Consider the following 21,649-nt stretch of genomic DNA (forward strand, 5'->3'; position numbering starts at 1 on the left):
TTAAGTTATTTCACCAGGTATTCCTAGCGGATGGGTTACCGAAACAAACTTAAGCAGGTCGCTATAAAAACACTGTCACTCTGCAGTGTGTACATCACGCCATCGATATTTGCCCGCCAAAAATAATCTCAGTGTCTTAACGCTGGGAAACGCTGATTATTATTTATTCCCGACGAGGAACACCATGATGTTATCTTTCACCGGAAAACTGCGTTCATTGGTTTTGGCTTCCACCTTAATTTCTGCGGGTTCATTTTTCTCGCTGGCGCAGGCTGCGCCGACGTATGCGTTGGTGCAAATTAATCAGCAGGCGCTGTTTTTTAATCTAATGAATCAGGGCGCACAAGAAGCCGCAAAAGCCAGCGGAAAAGATCTGGTTATCTTTAACGCCACCGATAATCCAGTGGCGCAGAACGATGCTATAGAAAATTATATTCAGCAAGGTGTGAAAGGTATTTTGGTTGATGCCATTGACGTAAACGGCATTATGCCCGCCATTAAAGAAGCCGCGGCGGCTAACATTCCGGTCATCGCTATTGATGCGGTATTACCCGCCGGTCCACAAGCAGCGCAGGTTGGCGTAGATAATCTCGAAGGCGGCAAAATCCTCGGTAAATATTTCGTCGATTACGTAGCGAAAGAGATGGGCGGCAAAGCGCGTCTCGGCATTGTTGGTGCACTGAACTCGGCGATTCAGAACCAGCGTCAGAAAGGCTTCGAAGAGACCATCAAAAGCAACAGCAAAATCACCGTTGCCGATGTGGTGGATGGCCAGAATATTCAGGACAACGCCATGACGGCGGCGGAAAACCTGATCACCGGTAATCCTGATTTAACCGCGATATACGCCACCGGCGAACCGGCACTGCTGGGTGCGATTGCGGCGGTGGAAAACCAGGGCCGCCAGAAAGATATCAAAGTATTTGGCTGGGATCTGACGGCTAAAGCCATCAGCGGGATTGATGGCGGCTACGTCACCGCCGTGTTGCAGCAGGATCCGAAAAAGATGGGTGAAGAGGCGCTGAAAGCCCTCAACGCGCTCTCCGAAGGCAAAACGGTGAGCAAAACCATTCTGGTGCCGGCCACCGTGGTCACCAAAGCGAACGTCGACAGTTACCGTTCGCTGTTTAAGTAACCGATCACTCGCTGCGCGAAGTCAGCAGCGCAGCGAGTTCCTGTTGTGTGGGGAAAGCGTTAACGGTGCCGGTACGACTCACGGTAATAGCGGCGGCCTGGCTGGCATGCTGCAGGGCAAGCGCATCGGGTTCCACTTCGCGTAACAGTGAGGAGGCGAGCAGCACGGCGAGGAAAGTATCGCCCGCGCCGGTGCTGTCCACCGCGTTTACCGCCGCTGCCGGACAGAAGTGGCGCTCGGTTTCGGTGATCAGCCATGCGCCTTGTGCGCCTTGGGTGATCACTAAGGTGCTGACGCCAGCCGGTTGCAGCCGCTCAGCTTCCAGCTGGTTAACCACCGCGATATCCACCAGCGGCCAAAGTTGGGCGAAATCAGCATTGACCGGCGAAGGATTAAAGACCGTTTTCATGCCGTTGGCTTTTGCCCAGATAAAAAGAACACGGGTTTTCTCAACCGAGAAGTTGCCCTGTTGCAGCAATATATCGCCTTTCTTCGCATCGGCTAAATAAGGCAGCATCTGTTCGACGGTTAATGCATCTGCCGCTGCGGTGGTAGTAATAATGGCATTATCGCCATCGCTGCTGTTAAGAATAATTGAGGAGTCGCTGTGGGGTGATGAATATTCAGTGGGAAACAGCTTAACCGGCTCATGCGCTATTTTTTCACGCAGCCATTGTCCGTTACTGTCGTGACCGACTGCGGCAATTAATCGTGTGTCGAGACCACAGCGTGCAATAATAATCGCCTGATTCGCGCCTTTGCCGCCAATATCCTGCGAGGTTTTTACGCCGTGGATCGATGCGCCTTTTTGTGGCAGATCGCCAATCGACCAGGTTTCATCAACAACAATATTCCCTGCAACATAAATTTGCATAATGATTCTCGTTAATAAGGTGGAGAAGATGGTTTCTATATCAGCAGGAAAAACCAGCGCAATACAAGATATTTTTTCCAGAAAGAAAGCAGTGATTGGTGTTGTGCATTGTGATGCTTTCCCAGGTGCGCCTAAATATCGGGGAAAACCGCTTTCGGCTATTATTGAGCGTGCGCTGCGCGATGCCGATAATTATATTTCCGGTGGCGTGCATGGGTTAATTATCGAAAACCACGGCGATATTCCGTTTGCCAAACCAGACGATATTGGACCGGAAACTGCCGCTTTTATGGCGGTGATCACCGAAAAGATCCGCGAGCGTTTTGGCGTGCCGTTGGGGATTAACGTATTGGCGAACGCCGCGATTCCCGCCTTTGCCACCGCTTTAGCCGGCGGCGCGGATTTTGTGCGTGTCAATCAGTGGGCCAACGCCTATATCGCCAACGAAGGCTTTATTGAAGGTGCGGCGGCGAAAGCGCTGCGCTACCGCAGCCAGCTGCGCGCCGAACATATCCGTGTGTTTGCCGACAGCCACGTCAAACACGGCAGCCACGCGATTGTGGCTGATCGCTCGATTCAGGAGCTGACGCGCGACGTTGATTTCTTTGAAGCAGATGCGGTGATCGCCACCGGGCAACGCACCGGCGACAGCGCCACGCTGGATGAGATCGACGAAATCCGCGCCGCCACCGAGCTGCCGCTGCTGGTCGGTTCCGGCGTCACGCCTGCCAACGTCTGCCAGATTCTTGGTCGTACTCAAGGCGTGATCGTCGCCAGCACCCTGAAAGTTGATGGCGTGTGGTGGAACGAGGTCGAGCTGGAACGCGTGAAACACTTTATGTCCGTGGCGCAAGCGGCGCTGGAGGACGCGTAATGAACAGCTTCACTGACCAGCTTTTGCAGCAGCACGGCACGCTGTGGCAGGCGATGCAGCAGCATCCGTTTGTGCTGGATATCGAGCGCAATCAGCTGCCCGACGCGGTATTCAATCGCTATCTGGTATTCGAAGGCAACTTTGTCGCCACCGCCATCAACATCTTCGCGCTGGCGGTGAGCAAAGCGCCGGATATCCGTCAGCAGCGCTGGTTGATCGGCGTGCTGAATGCGCTGGTGGACACGCAAATCGCCTGGTTTGAAGCGGTGCTGGCGCGCCGCAACATCAACCCACTGGATTATCCCGACGATCTGCCCGGCGTCATCGCCTTCCGCGATGGCATGTTTAACGTGGCAAAGCAGGGCAGTTTCGCCGACATCCTCACGCTGATGTTTGGTGCCGAGTGGATGTATTACCACTGGTGCGCGCGCGTCAGTGCCCAGCCGCTGCTGGATGATGACATTCGCCATTGGGTCGATATGCATGCCGAAGAGGAGTTTCACCAGCAGGCGCGGTGGCTGAAAGCTGAGCTGGATCGCGCCGCGCTGACATTGGCTGAGGAAGAGAAGCAGCGCTTATCCGATCTCTACGCGCAGGTGCTGCAGTGGGAAATCGATTTCCACAGCGCCGCCTATCTCAGCGGCGGGGAGGCGAGATGAGCAGCTGTTTTATTGAAGCGCGCAACATCTGCAAACGCTTTGGCGCCTTAACCGCCCTCAATCAGGTCAATCTCAGCATCCATCGCGGTGAAGTGCTGGCCCTGCTGGGGGATAACGGCGCGGGCAAATCCACCTTCACCAAAGTGTTATCGGGCGCCTACAGCGCCAGCGATGGCGAGTTGTGGATCGATGGCAAAGCGGTGAAATTCACCTCGCCGCGCCAGGCATCTGAACACGGCATCGCCACCATTTATCAGGAGCTGGCGCTGGCGGAGAACCTCAGCATCGCGGAAAACGTCTTCCTTGGCCGTGAGCTCAAGCGGCGCGTGCTGGGCATTCCGTTTTTGCGTCGCCGGGAAATGCGCGAGCAGGTTGATCAGCTGTTAAAGGATCTTGATGCGCATATCTCCGATGCCGAAGCCTCGGTCGGCAGCCTCTCCGGTGGACAGCGCCAGGCGGTGGCGATCTGTCGTGCGCTCAACCTTAACGCGCAGCTGGTGATCATGGATGAACCGACCGCCGCGCTGGCGGTGGCCGAAACGCAGAAAGTTTTGCAGCTCACCCGCAAACTCGCCGCACGCGGCTGCGCGGTGGTGCTGATCAGCCACAACATCAGCGATGTGTTCGCGGTGGCCGATCGCATGGTGGTGTTCCGCCGTGGGCGAAAAATTGCCGAGCGCCGTCACGCCGAAACCTCACCCGATGAAATCGTTTCATTAATTACCGGTGCGCATCCCGATGCGCGCGCCTTTGAGAATCAGTAATTGTTGTGCCATTAACCCAGGGGAAATAAAGATGCGTCGAATTACCACTGCAGTCTGTTCTCTCTCATTACTGTTTTCAGGATATGCCCTCGCCGCCGAGAAAGTGGCCTTTGTGCCGCAGATCATCGGTATTCCCTATTTTCAGGCGATGGAAGCGGGCGGTAAACGCGCGGCCAGCGATCTGGGCGTCGAGTTCGTTTACAGCGGTCCGGTGGATACCAACCCAATGGATCAATTGCAGATTGTGCAGAACCTGATCGCGCAGAAGGTGAATGCGATTGGCATCAGCGTGCTCGATGCCTCAAGCATCGCGCCGGTGCTGGCGCAGGCGAAAGCCAACAATGTGCATCTGTTTACCAGCGATAGCGACGCGCCGGACAGCGGACGCCCGGTTTATGTGGCGCAGGCCACCGATCAGGGTTTGGGTGACACCATCATTGATGAGATGGTCAAGCGCGTCGGCGATCACGGCAAAATCGGCATCGTCTCCGGCGAAGCCACCGCCTCCAACCTCAACAGCTGGATTGGCTTTATGCAGCAGCGCGTAAAGAGCAAATATCCCCATATCACCTTGCTGAAACCGCAATATGCCGGCGGTTCCGCCAGCCGTGCGGCGCAGATCGCCACCGATTTGATGTCGGCGAATCCGGATATCAAAGGCCTGATTGCTATGGCCTCCACCACTTGCCCTGGCGTGGCACAGGCGATTGAGACCGCAGGCAAAAATGGCAAAGTGATCGGCAGCGGTTTCTGCAGCCCGAACACCACGCGCGCCTACCTGAAAAGCGGCGCCTTTGGTTACACCGTGTTGTGGGATCCGGAGAAGCTCGGCTATCTCACTGTCTGGGCGGGCAAACAGCTGATTGATGGCAAAGCCTTCAGCGCGGAAAACCGCGTGCCGGGCTTCGCCGAAGCGGTGAAGTTTGACAGCAAAACCGGCGTGCTGCTGCTCGGTTCGCCAGCGGTATTCACCAAAGAGAATGTCGATCAGTTCAAATTCTAACGGGGCTTCGCATGCACATGACTTCACGGGAGATCGCCTTGCTGGCGATTGCCCTGTTAGCCATCGCCGGTTTTTCCTGGTTTTCACCCTGGTTTGCCACCGTCGATAACCTGCTCACTATTCTGCGCAACAGCAGCGAACTGCTGCTGATCGCGCTGGGTATGACGCTGGTGATCGCCATGGGCGGCGTGGATGTCTCGGTGGGCGTGGTGATGGGCGTTGCCGCATGGGGCGTCGGCCAGCTGTTGCTGCTGCAATCGCCGTGGCTGGCGGCAATGGCCGGTCCGCTGCTCGGTTTGCTGCTGGGTTTGATGACCGCGCTGGTGGTGGTGATAGGCCGCATTCCGGCGATTGTTGGCACGCTCGGTTTGTTTGGCGTGTGGCGCACCGGACTGTTTGCGCTGCTCGGCGGACAGTGGTTATCCGGGTTGCCCGGCAGCTTAACCAGCGGCCTGATGCATCCGCTGCTGGGTTTACCGGTGATGGCGTGGATCATCGTGCTGGTGTGGGCCTGCGTCTGGCTGGCGTTACGTCACACGCCGTACGGTTTGTGGCTGCTGGCGGCGGGCAACTCGGAGGAGAAAGCGCGGCTGGCGGGCATTCAGGTCACTCAGGTGCGCATCGCGACCTTTATGATCAGCGGCCTGCTGTGCGGCATCGCTGCAACCTGCTACATCGCCACCTATCGCAACGTCGAAATGACGGTCGGCGGCAGTCTGGCGCTGGAAGCCATCGCGGCGGTGGTGCTGGGCGGGACGCGCATTACCGGCGGTGCCTGCAGTTTGTTGGGCACGCTGCTCGGCGTGTTGCTGCTGCGCATTCTGCAAAACGGCTTATTGCTGGTGGGCATTCCGTCGCTGTGGCAAACCGTGGTCACCGGCGCGGTGCTGCTGATCGTTCTAAGCAGTGAAGCGGCAAGCGGTCGCGTTTTTGCCTTCAGGAGGATCGCATGACGTTGTGGCGCAAATCTCCCGACCTGACGCTGCTCAGCGCGCTGTGGCTGCTGCTGGCCATCGGCATTGTGCTGGTGCTGCCGCAGATGCTGGCTGCCTGGTCAATCACCTCGATTCTGCAGTTCGCGACCTTGCTGTCGCTGGTGGCGCTCGGCCAATCGTTGGTGGTGATGAGCGGCGGCGGCGGTATCGATCTCTCGGTGGGCGGCAACGTTTCGCTTTCGGCGGTGATCGGCATGCTGGCGCTCAATCAGGGCATCAATCCGCTTTGGCTGCCGCCGATCTGCTTGATCACCGGCACGTTGGCGGGCGCGATTAACGGTTGGCTGATCGCGCGGCTGCGTCTCTGGCCGCTGATCGTCACGCTCGGCAGCTTCTACTTGTTTTCCGGGCTGGCGCTGGCGCTCACCGGCGGCGCCGCCGTCGCCGGAGTGCCTGCAGAACTGACGCAATGGGGACGCGGCGCGCAGTACTTTATTCCTTTGCCGTTCCTCACCTGCGTGATTCCGGCATTCCTCATCGCCTGGCTGATTCTTAGCAAAAGCGCGTGGGGCAAATGGATATACGCCTGTGGCTTCAACGAACACGCCACGCGGCTGGTCGGTATTCCGGTCGATCGCCTGCGCTTTCTCGCGTACTGCCTGAGCGGCTTGCTGGCGGGCTGCGCGGGATTCGTTTCGCTCAGCTGGCTGGGCAGCGCGCGCCCGGAAATCGGCGTCAATCTGGAGCTCGAATCCCTTACCGCGGCTCTGCTCGGCGGCGTGGCGATCTTTGGCGGGCGCGGCAGCGTGATCGGCGTATTAGCCGCCGCGCTGATGCTGGTCACCATCAAAACCTGCATGTTGCAGCTGGGATTGAATAGCGTCTGGCAACTCGGCGTGGTGGGCATTCTGTTGATTATCGTATTGATGGCACAACGACTTTTTATCTATCGGAGATAACAAATGAATCTGACTGAACAAATCAGCGCGCACGTTGAGGCGAGCGCCGAACGCATCGCCAACACGCTGTGCGATCTGCTGGCGTTTCCCTCCATCGTCAAGGTCGATCCGCGTGAAGCGGGGCCGGGCGAGCGCGATTGCCAGCGCTATCTGCAGCAGCGTCTGGAATCGTTGGGCATGGAAACCGATCTGTGGGATCCGGATGGCCCGGCGCTCTACGCCAAGTATCAGGGCCGACCGGGCGCCAATAAAGGCCGCACTTTTGAAGGTCGTCCCAATCTCGGCGGCACGTTAACCGGCGCGGGCGGCGGTAAATCGCTGATGCTCACCGGCCACATCGACGTGGTGCCGCCGGGTCCGCCGGAACATTGGCTCACCGATCCTTTTGTGCCGGAGATCAAAAACGCAGCGGTGTACGGTCGCGGTGCGGTGGATATGAAAGGCGGCGTGGCCTGCATGTTGATGGCGGTCGAGCTGTTGCAGGATCTCAATATTCGTCTGGCGGGCGACGTGGTGTTTACCACCGTGGTGGATGAAGAGATCGGCGGCATGGGATCGCTGGCGATGGTCGATCGCGGATTCAGAGCCGATGCCGGCATCATGACGGAACCGACCGCCAACCGCATCTCGCCAATCTGCCACGGCATTTTGTGGGGCCGCATTATTCTCGACGGCATCGGCGGCCACGCGGAGCTGACGCCTAACAGCTGGGACAGCAGCGGCCCGGTGGATGCGGTGACGCTGTGCCGCCAGATGCTCGATGGGCTGGATGTGCTGAATCGCCGCTGGCAAACGCAGCCGAGCAAAAACCATCCGCTGATGGAATTACCAAACCAGATTATCGTTACGCAGCTGAAAGTGGGTGAACATCCGGCCTCGATTGCTGGCCGCGCCGAGATTGTGATTGATGTGCAATATTTGCCGGGCGAGAAGGATGAGATGGGGCTGGGCGGACACGTTAAAAAAGAGATTGAGGCGCACGTTGGTAAAGTCTGTGCGCTCGATCCTTATCTGGCGCAACATCCGGCCAAAGTGGAATGGATTCTGGATGCCGATTGCGCCGAAATCGAAGCGGATCACCCGTTTGTCACCACCTTCCAGCAGGGTGTGAGCGATGCGGCACTCAATCCGCAACTGGCCGGATTCGGCGCGCACAGCGACATTGGTTTGCCGAGCACATTAGGGCAAACGCCGACGGTGAATTTTGGACCGGGCGATCCGGCGATGTCGCATCAACCCAACGAGCATGTGCCAATCGCCGATCTGGTAGCCTGCACCAAAGCCATCGCATTGACGTTAGTGCGCTGGTGCGGCGTCGCATCGTAGGGTCGCCATTTATGGCGACCTTTCACGCATCAATGCGCCCCCACGAAACATCTCACGCCGCGGCCGCTAACGCCTTCACCCGCTCACGGATACGCGGCAACAAATGTTGTCCGTAATCGGTGGCATCGCGCAGCTGATCAAATCCACGGAACAGGAACGTGGTGATGCCGAGCTTATAATACTCCAGCGCGGCATCGGCCACGGTATCCGCCGAACCCACCAGCGCGGTTGAATTGCCCGCCGCGCCGGACAGCGCCGCGATCTCCGTCCACAGGCAGCTATCGTAAACTTTGCGCGCGGTGGCGAGCTGATACAGCCGCTGCGATCCGGTATTGCTATCAGGCTGAATCGCTTTGCCGCCAATGTTGGCCTGCGCATCCCGCAGCAGACGATTGGCACGCGCCCAGGCTTGTTCATCGCTATCGCCGAGAATCGGGCGCAGCGACAGGCTGAAACGAATATGTTTATCGCGGCCATATTTCTTCGCCGCCGCACGCACTTGCTCAATTCTCGCTTTCACCTGCTCCAGCGGTTCGCCCCACATCATATACACGTCGGCGTGACGCGCGGCGATATCGATGGCGGCTTCTGAAGCACCGGAGAAATAGACCGGCACGCGCGGCTGCTGCCAGGGTTTTACCTCGGTGAGGTTATCTTCTACCTGGTAAAACTTGCCGTCATAGCGGAACGGCGTACGCGATTCCCACGTCAGTTTCATGATGTCGAGATACTCGCCGGTGCGCGCGTAACGCTCATCTTTGCTAAGGAAATCGCCGTCGCGCTGCAAATCGCCGCTGTCGCCGCCGGTAATCACATTGATGGCCGCGCGTCCCTGGCTGAGCTGATCGAGCGTGGCAAACTGGCGGGCGGCAAAAGTCGGTGCCTGAAAGCCGGGTCGATGCGCCACCAGCAAGCCCAATTTTTCGGTAAAAGCCGCAACATAACTGGCGATGATCATCGAATCCGGCGCGCGGGTATTCACCGCCAGCAGCACCTTGTCAAAACCGGCGTACTCCTGCGCGTGGGAAAAGGCTTTGATAAACGGCACATCGACAGTCGGCCCATGCGCCGCCAGCGATTCGCTGCTCTCCTGCGCCCCAACCAGCCCAATAAACTCCAGCGTCATGATGTACTCCTCTCAGCAGAAAGGGCGGATTTGCCCACGGAAGTGAAAATGGCGTCGTCCTGCGGCGTATGAATGCGGCCGCACAGCACGTTACGCAGGTGACGTTGTAACGGATGGTGGCGCGTCAGCGCGTGATTACCGATGCTTTCCACCATAAGCTGCACGCTGCGAATGGCGTTTTCGGTCACCACCTGTTTGATTTGCGCGGCATGTCCGCTGGCGACGTGGCCGTGGGCGGCGCTGCTCAGCAGGGTTTGACTGGTAAACAGCAGCGTATCGATGCGGCCAACCAGCTCCTGAAAGCGCGGCAATGATGCCAGCGGTGCGCCAAGATTGGCCGGTACGCGCTGCTGCAAAAAGCCGATAAACCAGTCGCGCGCGCTGTGCGCAATGGCGTCGTACAGTGAACCGAGCAGCACCGCCATCCAAACTGATTCTTCTTCGTTGAGGCCCGCTCGCGGCGTGCTCCACGGCGCGACGTTGACCGCGTGATCGAGCGGGATCAGCACCTCGTCCAGCACCACGCGATGGCTACAGGTGCCGCGCATGCCGAGATGATCCCACTCATCAATGATGTGGATGCCGGGCGCGTTGGCCGGCACCAGATAGCCGCCGACCAGCGGATCGGCATCGTCGCTGCTGGCCCAGACCAGAAACCAGCTCAGCCCATAACTGCCGGTGGAGTAAATCTTCTCGCCGCTGATGCGCCAGCCTTCAGCGGTGCGGCGTGCGCGGGTGGCAGGCAATCCGCCGCGCGCGGGCGTGCCTAATTCGGGTTCGACGCGCAGCGCGTTAATCAGCGCACCGTCGCGAATCACGCTCTCCGCCACCTTGCGGCGCACCGCGTCTGGCCAGTTTGAGCTGTCGTCGAGGCGACGCGTGTTGAGATATTGCATGATGAGGATCAGCGCGGCAGAAGGTTCGCCACGCGCCACGGCCTGGATAATCGCCTGGCTTGCCAGCAGATCGCCGCCGCTGCCGCCCGACGCCGTCGGTAATACAAAGTGCAGCAAGCCATGCTGCTGCAACACCTTGAAAGCGTTTTTAGGAAATTCGCCGCTGCGATCAACCTCTTCAGCGTCTTTTTCTAAGGCCTGAATAATCACCGGCAATATTTCAGCCAGAAAGGGCGGGTTATTTGCCATGCGTTATTAATCCCCTTATTAAATCAGGCTTAATTGTTTCCTGTTCTGCCACCGCTGTAAAAGCAATAAACCGGCTATATACATGCGGAATCGGCATAATTCTGCCGCCGGTTGAAGTGTTAATTTGCAATGGCTGTTTATGTGCATGCCATTAATTAGGTCAACACCTTCACCTGCATTTATTTTTGGGAGTCATTTAATGCCAAATAATTATTTAGTTTCCCGTCGGCATTTTCTGGGATATTCCGCCGCAGCGGCGCTGGCGGCAACGTTACCGGGCCGCGTGTTTGCCGACGATCATATGTCGGGTATGCAGATGCCCGGCGATTTACTGCAAGATGGCCCCGGAAAATGGGCGCTGGCGAAGCCGACGCATGTGCGTCTGGCGGTGAATCTCAACGCCATCTGCCTCGCGCCGGTGGTGGTGGCCGATCAGCATAACTTCTTTAAAGCGCACAACCTGGAAGTGGAGTTTGTTAACTTCGGCAACTCAACCGAACTGCTGCTGGAATCCATCGCCACCGGCAAAGCCGAAGCTGCCATTGGTATGGCGCTGCGCTGGCTGAAAGCGCTGGAGCAGGGCTTTGACGTCAAACTCACCGCCGGCACGCACGGCGGCTGTATGCGCCTGCTGGCGCGCGATGGCGGGCCGACCACGCTGGAGCAGCTGAAAGGCAAAACCATTGGCGTCACCGACATGGCGGGCGCGGATAAAAACTTCTTCTCGCTGATGCTGAAAAAACACGGCGTCGATCCCAATACCGATGTCGACTGGCGCGTGTTCCCGCAGGATTTGCTGCCGATGGTGCTGGAGAAGGGCGAGATTCAGGCCGCCAGCGGTTCCGATCCGGTGATGTGGCGCTTAACCCAGAAGCCGGGCTACCGCGAGATTGGAACCAACTTAATGGACGAGTACGCCAAACTGAGTTGCTGTGTGGTGGGCACGCGCGGCAGTTTGATTCGCGAGCAGCCGGAAGTGGCGGCGGCGATCACCCACGCGATTTTGCAGGCGCATGCCTATGCGGCCAAACACCCGGAAGCGATTGGCAGCGAGTTTAACGGCCAGGCGCTCAACACCACGCCGCAGGAGATCGCCAGCGTGTTGAAAACCCATACACACGGACACTATTCGGTGGGGAACGCGTTTGTGAATGAGATCGACGTGTATGCGCGCGATTTAAAGGCGATCAACGTGTTGCGACCGGAAACCGATCCGCTGTTGTTTGCCAAAGGGATTACCAGCAACGTGCTGGTTTAAATTAACAGCGCGCGATAAATCGCGCCGCTACGAATACGTGCAGGATTTTGTAGCGGCGCAATTTATTGCGCATTATTAGGCAATTTTCCTGGAGGTTTGCACGGCGCTTGCCAGCTTCAGCGATTCCGCTGGTACCTGATGCGCGAACAGCTGGGTGGTCAAATAACTGCTGCCGCCATCGGCCAGCAACACCACAATGCGCTTGCCACGATTCTCTGGTCGCGCTGCAACCTGTTGTGCCGCCCACAACACTGCACCGGACGAATCCCCCACCAGCACGCCTTCGCTCAGCGCCAGCTGCCGCGCTGCCGTGTACGCCTGCCAGGTTTCCACCGCGATCACCTCATCGTAAACGCGGTGATCGAGATTGGCAGGAATGCGCTCTGGCGTCTGGTTGCTAAACGCATGCACGCCGGTGATTTCCAGCGGATCCGGGCGCAGTTCGCTCGGCTGTGAACCCACGCCCGGCTCCACGGCGATCACCTGTAATCCCGGATGCTGCTGTTTGAGATAGCGTCCGGTGCCGGAGAGCGTGCCGCCGGTGCCGACTGCGGCGATAAAGATATCCAGCTCGCCGCCGCTGTCACGCCAGATTTCCGGCCCGGTGGTGCGCTCATGCACCGCCGGATTGGCCGGATTATCAAGCTGCAGCAGGAAGTGCACCTCCGGTTCCGCCGCAGTGACCTGCTCGGCCAGCCATTTGGTGGCGGCGACGAAATCACCGTTGCTGGCATCGTAAAACGCTTTAAAGCCTTCAATGGTGCTGAACGGCACCACTTCGGCACCGTACGCCTGAATAATCTGGCTGCGTTCGATGCTAACGAAATCATTGATATAGACGCGGAACTTGTAGCCTTTGGCCGCCGCAATCGCCGCTAAACCAATGCCGGTATTGCCGCTGGTGGTTTCAACCAGCGTATCGCCGGGCTGGATAATGCCGTTGCGTTCGGCGGCTTCAATCATGCTGAGGGCGATGCGATCTTTCACGCTGTGATTGGGGTTAAACAGTTCGAGTTTGGCGACCAAATCCGCCTGAATATCGTGCTGTTGTGCGTAGCGAGACAGGCGCAGCAGCGGCGTGTTGCCAATCAATTCAGTGATAGAAGCAGAGATTTTTGCAGCCATAATCGACCTCAGAAATAGATGATATGAGCCTGAATGAATGCGCGATAAATCGCGCCGCTACGGTATGTGCACCCATCCGTAGCGGCGCAATTTTTTGCGCAATGTATGTCGTTACCATTTCACCGCGCTGCGCTGCCATGACAGCAGGCGATCGCGCACCAGGAACAGCAGGGAGATCAGCGACGAGAACAGCAGCGCCATCACAATCAGCGCGGCGTACATATTGGCGTAAGCCGCCCAGCCTTGCGCCCACTGCAGATACCAGCCGAGCCCGGACTTCACGCCCATCATCTCCGCCGCCACCAGCACCGAGAACGACGCGCCCAAACCCATAAACAGGCCGACAAACAAGTGCGGCAGCGCTGCCGGCACCGCCACGCGCAACACGAGGAACAGCGAATTGGCACCGAGCGTGCGCGCCACATCGTAATAACGCGTATCAACGCTGGAGACGCCCGACCAGGTCAGCACCGTCACCGGGAACCAGGTCGCCAGCGCAATCAGGAATACCGCCGCCGAGAAGCTTGATGGGAAGAAGTAGAGCGACAGCGGCAGCAGCGCAGTAGAAGGCACCGGGCCAAGGAAGCGCAGAATCGGATGCACCCAATAACCCAAGCCGCGCGACCAGCCAATCGCCACGCCGGTAATAAAGCCAACCACGCTGCCGTAGATAAAGCCGAACGCCAGCAGACGCAGCGAATTGAGCACACTATCCAGCAGGCGCGGCCAGTCGGTGGCGTAGGCTTCTACCAGCGCACGCGGCGGGGCAAAAAACGGCGCGGGCAGCAGCGCCAGTTTGCCGGTGACGGTTTCCCACAGGCCAATCAGCAGCGCCAGCACAATCAGCCACGGACCGCTGCGTTTGAGCGGCGCGAGTAACGTCAGTCGCGGGAACAGGCCCGAGGCAATCGCCAGCCCAGTGAGAAGCAGCGCAATAGCAGCGAACAGCTCGTGCGTTTCATTGACAAAGCGCGGGGCGGCAAAACCCTGCGGCTTATCCGGCACCGCCACCATTAGCGCGACCAGCGCCCACCACAGCAGGAGCGCAGCCCAAACCGCCGGTTGAAGGCGGCGCGGCACATCACGGTTGCGGGCAATCGTCAGGGTTTCACTGGCCATTCTCGTCTCCTTAGCTGGACATGTTGCTCATGTGCGCCATATTGCTGGCGTGCTGATGGGCGGATTCCGCTGGCAACAGCTCCGGCACATAGTGTTCGGCGAAGCGCTGCGCATCGGTATCCGGGCGGATCACATTGATTTTCTTCAGCTCATCGATATACACCGCCACCTCTTTGCGCAGCTTCACGCCGGTGGAGTGATGGCTGTGAGTGTGCTCTTTCAGCATCGCGGCGATATCCGCCACCGCGACGGAGCCGGGCACAAACGGCTGGAATATTTTCGCCGTCTCTTCCGGATGTTCGGCGGTCCACTGCTGCGCATCGACAATCGCCTGGGTGATAGCACGCGCGGTGGCGGGATCGTCGCGCACCAGCGAGCCGCGCAGGCCCAGCACGCAGCAGGTGAGGTTGGCGTATTCGCCTTTCAGGTTGTTATCGACTTCCACCAGATCGTGCTGCTTCTTCAGCAGCCAGCCCTGCGGATCGTCGGTGGCCAGCGCCTGCACTTCGCCTTTGCGCAGCGCTTCGCCGAACAGGTCGGGCGGATATTGCAGCCAGTTGACCTGCTTATCGGGATCGATGCCCTGTTTCGCCAGCTGAATGGCGAAGAAGTTACGAATCGGGCTGGCCTGATCGCTCACCGCCACCGATTTGCCCACCAAATCTTTCACATCACGGATGCCGCTGTTCTGCGGCGCGAGTAAACGCATGCAGCCGCCGTGCGTGCCGACCGTAAGATCAACATCAAAACCCTGCTCCAGCGGCTTCAGCCAGCGCAGCGCCATGCCGATGCCGCCATCGGCCTGACCGGTGGCAATCGCCTGTAACAGCGCATCGGTGGGGCCGCTGAAGTTGACCGGCTCAACATTCAAGCCGTACTTTTTAAAGAAACCTTGCTTCAGCGCCACCGAAATTGGTGACTGACACACTGCGGTTTGTCCCCAGGCCAGCTTGATGGTTTTAAGGGATTTATCGTCGGCAAACACGTTGCTGCTCAGCAATGGATTCACCGCCACGCCGGCACTAAAGAGACCCAGCCCGCGTAATAACGCGCGGCGGCTCAGAGAGAATTGTTGAAATGCCATCCTGTCTTCCTTGTAGATAAAGTTCACAGGCACTATGGCAAAGGCAATTAGCGCGACCAAATAACAATCCCGCATGACATCATGCAGTTTTTCATTATGAATATTTGCGGATAGGTTTGCCGAAATGGCTATTTCGATGTGGGAAAGGCGCGGCTTATGCTTTATTTCTTAGCATATCAAGCAGGAGCGGAAATATGGCCACGACCTCGGCGGGCGTTAATATTGCGATTGAGAAGGTGAATCATCACTTCACGTTAGAAGGCGAAGATTTACCGGTGCTGGAGAATATTAATTTGCAGGTGAAGGCCGGTGAATTTGTCGCGCTGCTGGGGCCGTCCGGCTGCGGCAAATCGACGCTGCTGCGTTTGCTGGCCGGGCTCGAACCGCCAGCCAGCGGGTTACTGGCGGAGGAGGGTAAAGCGATTACCGCGCCGGATCCGTCGCGCGTGGTGGTGTTTCAGGATCCCACGCTCTATCCGTGGCGCACCGTCTATGACAACGTCGGCCTCGGTTTACAGATTCGTGGAGAGAGCCGCCCGCTGCGCGAACAACGTATTAACGCGATGCTGGATCGCGTCGGCCTCAGGCAGTTTGCCCGCGCCTGGCCGCATCAGCTCTCCGGCGGCATGGCGCAGCGTGCGGCGTTGGCTCGCGCGCTGGTTAACGTGCCGCGTTTGCTGATCCTCGATGAGCCGCTCGGCAAGCTCGATTCCCTAACGCGGTTGCGGATGCAGCAGGAGATTGTTGATCTGTGGCAGGAGCAACAGTTCACCACGCTGATGGTGACGCACGATGTCGAGGAAGCGCTGGTAATGGCGAATCGCGTGGTGGTGTTCAGCCCAAGACCGGCGAAAGTGGTGGATGTGATTGAGGTTGATCTGCCGTGGCCGCGTCGTCGAGACGATCCGCAGCTGGTGGCGCTGCGCAGCAGGATATTGGATTTGTTGGGTGCGGATCGGGTGGCAGCGTGATGCGGTCGCCATGAATGGCGTAATGCCGATCAGTTAAGCACCGTATCAAATCACCGCACATTCCGTAGCGGCGCGATTTATCGCGCAATGAATTGCGCCGCTACAATGTGTGCTCTCGGTAATTAAGGGTTTTCATGTCTTAACTGACGAGCCTTACGCCATTTATGGCGACCTCCTAACATTTAACTCTGCGTCCCCCGGCAACCGGCCAAAATATCATCCGCAGGTTGATACTCACTGGTCTGAATCCCGGTCAATCCCAGCAGTGTGGAGAACAGATTATCCTGCGAATACCCCTGATGCGCCGCTTGCTTATCGACACAGGTTTTACTCACGCCATAACGGTGCTGATAATCCGCTGACAGCCAAATCAGCATCGGCACATGTTTCTGCACATCCGGTGCAATCGCATACGGCATACCGTGCAAATAAGCGCCATTTTCCCCCAACGACTCACCGTGATCCGATAAATAAACCAGGCTGGTGGTGTATTGATCCTGATGCGCCTTCAATACATTGATCGCTTTATCGACAATGTAATCGATATACAGAATGGTGTTGTCGTAGGTATTCACCAGCTGCTGTTGTGAACAATCCTGAATTTGATTGGTGTCGCAGGTCGGCGTGAACTTTTTAAACTGCGGCGGATAACGGTTGTAATAAGTTGGGCCGTGACTGCCAATGGTATGCAATACAATTACGCCGTTGCCTTTGAGGTTTTTAATATAGTCCTCGATACCGTGGAATAATATCTCGTCATAACACTCCCCATCGTGACACATATCCGCCAGATTCAGGCTAGTCATATCCTGATGCGGGACGCGATCGCAGGCACCTTTACAGCCGCCGTCATTGTCATTCCATAAAACCTGCACGCCGGCGCGCTGGATAATATCGAGCATGCCTTCCTGATGTTCAGCGAGCTGATCGTCATAATGCGCGCGCGGCATATTCGAGAACATGCACGGCAAAGAGACCGCGGTAGCGGTGCCGCAGGATTGCGTATTGGGGAAATAAGAGACGTCATCTTTTGCCAGCAACGGCGTGGTTTCGCGGCCATAACCATTGAGCTGGAAATTCACCGCGCGCGTGGTTTCACCCACCACCAAAATCGTCAGATTGCGCTTTGCACCTGCCAGCATCTGCGGTTTTTGTTTGGCATCTAAGCCAATTTTCACCAGCGGCAAATTGGCGGTGCGGCTGTGGTTATACCAGGAAAGTGTCGCCACAATCGAATTCGACGGGCTGAGCGATTTAATCAGCTCTTTTTGATTACGAAACAGTGAGGCGTAATCCTTATAAAAAAACGTCGCCACTAAGGTGATGCAGATTACCGACACCGCAATCGACGCGGCGCGTTTGGCGATATTTTTCCACAGAGATTCGTTGTGTTTAACCCGAATCCAGAACAGCAAAAGGGCAGCAAGCAGGCCGCTGCCACCCAGCGTAATAATTAACTTCGGCGACAATAAAGCAAAGGATTCAGACGGCGTGGTATCCAGAATATTCACGATCATCGAGCGATCAATAACAATGCCGAAGCTCCAGATGAAATATTGCGCGGCAGCCGCCACCAATACGAATAGCGCAAGAATAAGCCGGTCGAGCCAGACAAAAGAGGCGAGCGTAGCAATAATGTTGATCACGCTAAAAGCCACCAGCGGCATTGAGGCGAAAACGAATGTCGTGCGCAGCGTATCGAGCGGCATCGCTGCAATTACCTGTCGATAAAAGGCAATATTCAGAAACACCGCAATATAAATGGAAAATAGCGAAATAAGAGTCAGCCGACTTAGCGTCGGTCTTTTGCGCAGCGAAAACGTCATTGGTCCATCCGTAATAGTGAAGATGGCGCCAGATTAAGAAATGAAGGTTAAGTGAACCTTAGGCTGAATCCTGTCAGGCAGATTTATCTTTAGACAGCATCATTGCGGCTGACCGTGGTGAACAATAATTCGCGCAACCAGCGATGTCCGGCATCGCGGTGCGTTCTTTCGTGCCACGCCACGGTTTTAGTGAAACCCTGAATCTCCAGCGGCGGCGCGAAGACTTTCAATCCCGCGTGGTGCAGCGCCAGAAGACGCGGCACCACGCTGATCAAATCGCTGACGCGCAAAATCTCCGGCAGCACCAGAAAACTACACACCGAAAGCGTGACGCGGCGCGAGCGTCCCATCGCGTTGAGTGCGGCATCGGTGACGCCATGAAAACTCCCGCCGAGATAAGACACCAGCGCGTGATCCTGCGAGCAGAAATCGTCTAGCGTGAGATTTTCAAGGTGGGCTAGCGGATGATCGTCGCGCATCAGGCAAACATACTCTTCAGCGTACAACGCGCGGGCATGCAGTTCGGGCGGCGCGGTATCGGGCGTGATTAAGGCGATATCCACCGATCCGCGTTCGAACTGTGACGCCAACTGCTCATTGTTCACCGGCAACACCGCCACGCGAATCCCCGGCGCCTGCTGACGCAACGCCGCCATAAACGGCACGATCACCGCGCGCAGCGCGTAATCGGTGGCGGCAATGTTGATGGTCATCTCTGCGGTGGCCGGATCAAATTGCTTCGGCTGCAGCAGCGTACTCACTTCCGTCAGAATGTTTTTTACCGGCAGCGCCATTTCCAGCGCGCGCAGCGTCGGCACAATGCCGCGTTGCGTGCGGGTAAAGAGCGGATCGTCAAAACATTCACGTAACCGCGTCAACATGCCGCTGACCGCCGGCTGCGTCAGCGATAAACGCTCCGCCGCGCGCGTCACGCTGCGCTCATCAAGTAAGGCGTCCAGCGCTTTCAGTAAGTTGAGATCCAAGGTGCGGAGATCGTTTTTCATGGTTTTCATCTTCAACGGGGATGCAGCAAGCATAGCGTGATGCAGATATCACAGTAAGTGATATCACAAATAAAAAATGGCGATTGGTCTTATGTCTCTGCCCGCCGGATACTGCGTCTGTCCAATACCAACCCACTTTTAACCCTGAGATTGACCCGATGAAAATGAACGCGATTAACTGGCCCGAAGGCTTTGTGCCTGGTTTTACTGATAATTATTGCTCGAATGAAGTGATCGTCGCTGGCCTGACAACCGCCGATATCTGGCCACTGCTCAACACGCCAGCATTGTGGCCGAGTTACTACCAGAACTCCGCCAACGCGCGCTTTTATGACAACAAAGGCCCCGAGCTTGAGCAGGGCGTGCGTTTCTACTTTGAAACCTTTGGCTTCCCGGTTGAAGCGCAGGTCACTGAATATGTGGCGCCTGCAGCGGGCGAACCGGCGCGCGTTTCATGGCACGGCTGGGCGGGCGAGCCGGGCAGCGACGATCGGCTGGACGTGCTGCATGCGTGGTTGATTGAAGATCTTTCCGATAATCGCGTGCGCATCCTTACTCAGGAAACGCAAAACGGCAAACCGGCGGTTGAGCTGGCAAAAGCGCAGCCAAACCCGATGATTAACGGTCATCAGGATTGGCTGAATGGCCTGATTGCTGCCGCTCAACCGTAGGGTCGCCATTCATGGCGACCACCGCACGCACAGGGTGCGAAGCGCTGCCTGAGTGATTTAATGCACAATGCCGAAGCGACACATCGGCGCGGAACAGGCCGCGCGTCTGGCGGATAAACTGCTGGCGATCAATTACCTGCGCAGCTGCTGGCGTTGCAACATCGCAACTTCAGCGGCAAGCAGATCATTTTGCTTTAATCAGATTCAGAGGTGGTTATGTCAGGCCTATTTACGCCCTTTACCTTGAAAGATGTCACGCTGCGTAACCGCATCGCCGTGCCACCGATGTGCCAATACAGTGCCGTGGATGGCATGAGTAACGAGTGGCATCGCGTGCATTACAACAGCCTGGCGCGCGGCGGCGCGGGATTGGTGATCGTCGAAGCCACCGCAGTATCGCCGGAAGGGCGCATCACTCCCGCTTGCCTTGGCATCTGGAACGACGAGCAGGCGGAAAAGCTGGCGCAGATTGCGCGTGAAATCAAAGCGTCAGGTGCGGTGCCGGGCATTCAGATTGGTCATGCCGGACGCAAAGCCAGCGCCAATAAGCCGTGGGAAGGTGACGACCATATCGCCGCCGATGACGCTGCCGGTTGGGAAACCATTGCGCCATCAGCGGTGGCGTTTGGTCAAAACCTGCCGCGCGTGCCACAAGCCATGACGCATGCGGATATTCAGCGCGTGCGCGACGACTTTGTGCGTGCCGCTCAACGCGCGCGTGATGCTGGTTTCGAATGGCTGGAGCTGCACTTCGCGCACGGCTATCTGGCGCAGAGTTTCTTCTCGGTGCACGCCAATCAGCGCACGGATGAATACGGTGGCGATTTGGCGGGTCGCAGCCGCTTCCTGCATGAAACCTTCGATGCGGTGCGCGCGGTATGGCCAGAAAATCTGCCGCTGACGGCGCGTTTTGGCGTGCTGGAGTTTGATGGCCGCGATGAAGAGACGCTGCAGGAATCCATCACGCTGACCAAACAGTGGCGTGAAAAGGGTCTTGATTTGCTGAGCGTCAGCGTGGGCTTCTCCACGCCGGATGCCAATATTCCGTGGGGTCCCGCGTTCCTGGCGTCGATCGCTGAGCGGGTGCGCCTTGAAGCGAATATCCCTGTGGCTTCGGCGTGGGGCATTGATGCACCGGCGATTGCTAATCAAACCATCGAGAAAGGTCAGCTGGATCTGGTGATGGTGGGGCGTGCGCACCTGAAAAATCCAAACTGGGCATATCAGGCCGCGCTGGCGCTGGATAAGAGTGAGCCATCATGGGTGCTGCCCGCGCCTTACGCGCACTGGCTGGAGCGTTATCGGGTGAGTGAGGCTTAAGTTAAGCCTATGTATGAAGGTGCGCATGAATGCGCACCTTACAAAATCCCGTAGGGTCGCCATTCATGGCGACCGCTTCACACTTAACGGAATTTTCGGCTCAGCTTATTTGTACGTCACTTCAATAAACTTAAGATTATTAACCGATTTCACGCGCACGGTACCCAATTGATAAGGCAGCGCTTGTTGTGACTGATTGAGTGCAATAGTGCGCACTTTATCAACACCTTCGCGCGTGCAGGTAACGGAAGTCCCTTGCAGCTGAGTGGCCGTGGTGCAGGACGGTTCCACAATCGCACCGCTGAAGCTAATCGTGCCATCAGCGGCCATCGCCGTTTGCAGCATCATCAGGCCGGACAATAAAACCAAGACTTTACACATACGCTATCCTCCAGAATGTCTAAAAGGATTTTCGTCCTCTTATGCTTAAACTTTAGAGGATGAGAAGCAGCTTGCGAAAAATCCTGGTTT

The 21,649-nt window shown here is 57.2% G+C and carries 21 protein-coding genes; 12 read left to right on the forward strand and 9 right to left on the reverse strand.

Annotation, left to right across the window (positions count from 1 at the left end; all coding sequences use genetic code 11):
• The first annotated feature begins 184 nt into the window (after positions 1-184).
• Positions 185-1,135 (forward strand): substrate-binding domain-containing protein, encoded by a 951-nt coding sequence (locus HX773_RS14380; protein WP_176972082.1) that lies wholly within the window; start codon positions 185-187, stop codon positions 1,133-1,135.
• Between the two features lie 4 nt (positions 1,136-1,139).
• Here the strand turns inward: HX773_RS14380 and HX773_RS14385 are convergent, their stop codons facing one another.
• A complete protein-coding gene (locus tag HX773_RS14385) occupies positions 1,140-2,009 on the reverse strand; it encodes a PfkB family carbohydrate kinase (protein ID WP_176972083.1) in 870 nt (289 codons plus the stop codon).
• A 28-nt stretch (positions 2,010-2,037) separates the two neighbouring features.
• Between HX773_RS14385 and HX773_RS14390 the strand changes: the two genes are divergently transcribed.
• From HX773_RS14390 to HX773_RS14420, 7 genes are read left to right on the forward strand one after another with little or no spacing between them, the layout of a single operon-like run.
• Positions 2,038-2,883, forward strand: a complete 846-nt coding sequence (locus HX773_RS14390) for a BtpA/SgcQ family protein (protein WP_176972084.1) — start codon at positions 2,038-2,040, stop codon at positions 2,881-2,883.
• Positions 2,883-3,542 carry a TenA family protein gene (locus tag HX773_RS14395; RefSeq protein WP_176972085.1) on the forward strand — a complete coding sequence of 220 codons (660 nt, stop codon included), beginning with the start codon at positions 2,883-2,885 and terminating at the stop codon, positions 3,540-3,542. The genes HX773_RS14390 and HX773_RS14395 overlap by 1 nt, the downstream gene beginning before the upstream one ends.
• Positions 3,539-4,306, forward strand: a complete 768-nt coding sequence (locus HX773_RS14400; protein ID WP_101761367.1) for an ATP-binding cassette domain-containing protein — start codon at positions 3,539-3,541, stop codon at positions 4,304-4,306. Before HX773_RS14395 ends, HX773_RS14400 begins: the two co-directional genes overlap by 4 nt.
• A gap of 31 nt (positions 4,307-4,337) precedes the next feature.
• Positions 4,338-5,309, forward strand: coding sequence for an autoinducer 2 ABC transporter substrate-binding protein (locus HX773_RS14405; RefSeq protein WP_176972086.1), 972 nt, complete (start codon positions 4,338-4,340; stop codon positions 5,307-5,309).
• A gap of 11 nt (positions 5,310-5,320) precedes the next feature.
• A complete protein-coding gene (locus tag HX773_RS14410) occupies positions 5,321-6,262 on the forward strand; it encodes an ABC transporter permease (RefSeq protein WP_176972087.1) in 942 nt (313 codons plus the stop codon).
• Entirely contained in the window at positions 6,259-7,203 is a 945-nt protein-coding gene (locus tag HX773_RS14415) for an ABC transporter permease (RefSeq protein WP_176972088.1), read from the forward strand. Before HX773_RS14410 ends, HX773_RS14415 begins: the two co-directional genes overlap by 4 nt.
• Positions 7,204-7,206: 3 nt before the next feature.
• Positions 7,207-8,529: a M20 family metallopeptidase gene (locus tag HX773_RS14420; protein WP_176972089.1), complete on the forward strand. Its 1,323-nt coding sequence runs from the start codon at positions 7,207-7,209 to the stop codon at positions 8,527-8,529.
• 52 nt (positions 8,530-8,581) lie between these two features.
• Here HX773_RS14420 and HX773_RS14425 read toward each other — a convergent pair whose 3' ends face one another.
• Positions 8,582-9,655, reverse strand: a complete 1,074-nt coding sequence (locus HX773_RS14425; RefSeq protein ID WP_176972090.1) for an LLM class flavin-dependent oxidoreductase — start codon at positions 9,653-9,655, stop codon at positions 8,582-8,584.
• A complete protein-coding gene (locus tag HX773_RS14430) occupies positions 9,652-10,800 on the reverse strand; it encodes an acyl-CoA dehydrogenase family protein (protein WP_176972091.1) in 1,149 nt (382 codons plus the stop codon). Before HX773_RS14430 ends, HX773_RS14425 begins: the two co-directional genes overlap by 4 nt.
• A 199-nt stretch (positions 10,801-10,999) precedes the next feature.
• Between HX773_RS14430 and HX773_RS14435 the strand changes: the two genes are divergently transcribed.
• Positions 11,000-12,058 (forward strand): ABC transporter substrate-binding protein, encoded by a 1,059-nt coding sequence (locus tag HX773_RS14435; RefSeq protein ID WP_176972092.1) that lies wholly within the window; start codon positions 11,000-11,002, stop codon positions 12,056-12,058.
• Positions 12,059-12,133: 75 nt separating this feature from the next.
• Here HX773_RS14435 and HX773_RS14440 read toward each other — a convergent pair whose 3' ends face one another.
• From HX773_RS14440 to HX773_RS14450, 3 genes are all read right to left on the reverse strand, one after another.
• A complete protein-coding gene (locus tag HX773_RS14440) occupies positions 12,134-13,183 on the reverse strand; it encodes a PLP-dependent cysteine synthase family protein (RefSeq protein ID WP_176972093.1) in 1,050 nt (349 codons plus the stop codon).
• Positions 13,184-13,294: 111 nt separating this feature from the next.
• Positions 13,295-14,302 (reverse strand): ABC transporter permease, encoded by a 1,008-nt coding sequence (locus tag HX773_RS14445; protein ID WP_110867221.1) that lies wholly within the window; start codon positions 14,300-14,302, stop codon positions 13,295-13,297.
• A gap of 10 nt (positions 14,303-14,312) precedes the next feature.
• Positions 14,313-15,386 (reverse strand): ABC transporter substrate-binding protein, encoded by a 1,074-nt coding sequence (locus HX773_RS14450; protein WP_176972094.1) that lies wholly within the window; start codon positions 15,384-15,386, stop codon positions 14,313-14,315.
• 194 nt (positions 15,387-15,580) lie between these two features.
• On the opposite strand from HX773_RS14450, the gene HX773_RS14455 reads away from it, so the two are divergent.
• On the forward strand, positions 15,581-16,357 hold the full coding sequence (locus HX773_RS14455; RefSeq protein ID WP_176972095.1) for an ABC transporter ATP-binding protein: 777 nt from the start codon (positions 15,581-15,583) through the stop codon (positions 16,355-16,357).
• 182 nt (positions 16,358-16,539) lie between these two features.
• Here HX773_RS14455 and eptA read toward each other — a convergent pair whose 3' ends face one another.
• Both eptA and HX773_RS14465 read right to left on the reverse strand, forming a co-directional pair.
• Positions 16,540-18,183, reverse strand: a complete 1,644-nt coding sequence (gene eptA / locus HX773_RS14460) for a phosphoethanolamine transferase EptA (RefSeq protein ID WP_176972096.1) — start codon at positions 18,181-18,183, stop codon at positions 16,540-16,542.
• 89 nt (positions 18,184-18,272) lie between these two features.
• Positions 18,273-19,187, reverse strand: coding sequence for a LysR family transcriptional regulator (locus HX773_RS14465; protein ID WP_176972097.1), 915 nt, complete (start codon positions 19,185-19,187; stop codon positions 18,273-18,275).
• 164 nt (positions 19,188-19,351) lie between these two features.
• On the opposite strand from HX773_RS14465, the gene HX773_RS14470 reads away from it, so the two are divergent.
• On the forward strand, positions 19,352-19,858 hold the full coding sequence (locus HX773_RS14470; RefSeq protein WP_176972171.1) for an SRPBCC domain-containing protein: 507 nt from the start codon (positions 19,352-19,354) through the stop codon (positions 19,856-19,858).
• A gap of 216 nt (positions 19,859-20,074) precedes the next feature.
• Positions 20,075-21,178: an NADH:flavin oxidoreductase/NADH oxidase gene (locus HX773_RS14475; protein ID WP_176972098.1), complete on the forward strand. Its 1,104-nt coding sequence runs from the start codon at positions 20,075-20,077 to the stop codon at positions 21,176-21,178.
• A gap of 105 nt (positions 21,179-21,283) precedes the next feature.
• Here HX773_RS14475 and HX773_RS14480 read toward each other — a convergent pair whose 3' ends face one another.
• Positions 21,284-21,559 (reverse strand): hypothetical protein, encoded by a 276-nt coding sequence (locus tag HX773_RS14480; RefSeq protein ID WP_176972099.1) that lies wholly within the window; start codon positions 21,557-21,559, stop codon positions 21,284-21,286.
• Positions 21,560-21,649 lie beyond the last annotated feature (90 nt).

It is taken from the genome of Pantoea sp. B9002, assembly GCF_013385945.1.
GTDB lineage: Bacteria > Pseudomonadota > Gammaproteobacteria > Enterobacterales > Enterobacteriaceae > Pantoea.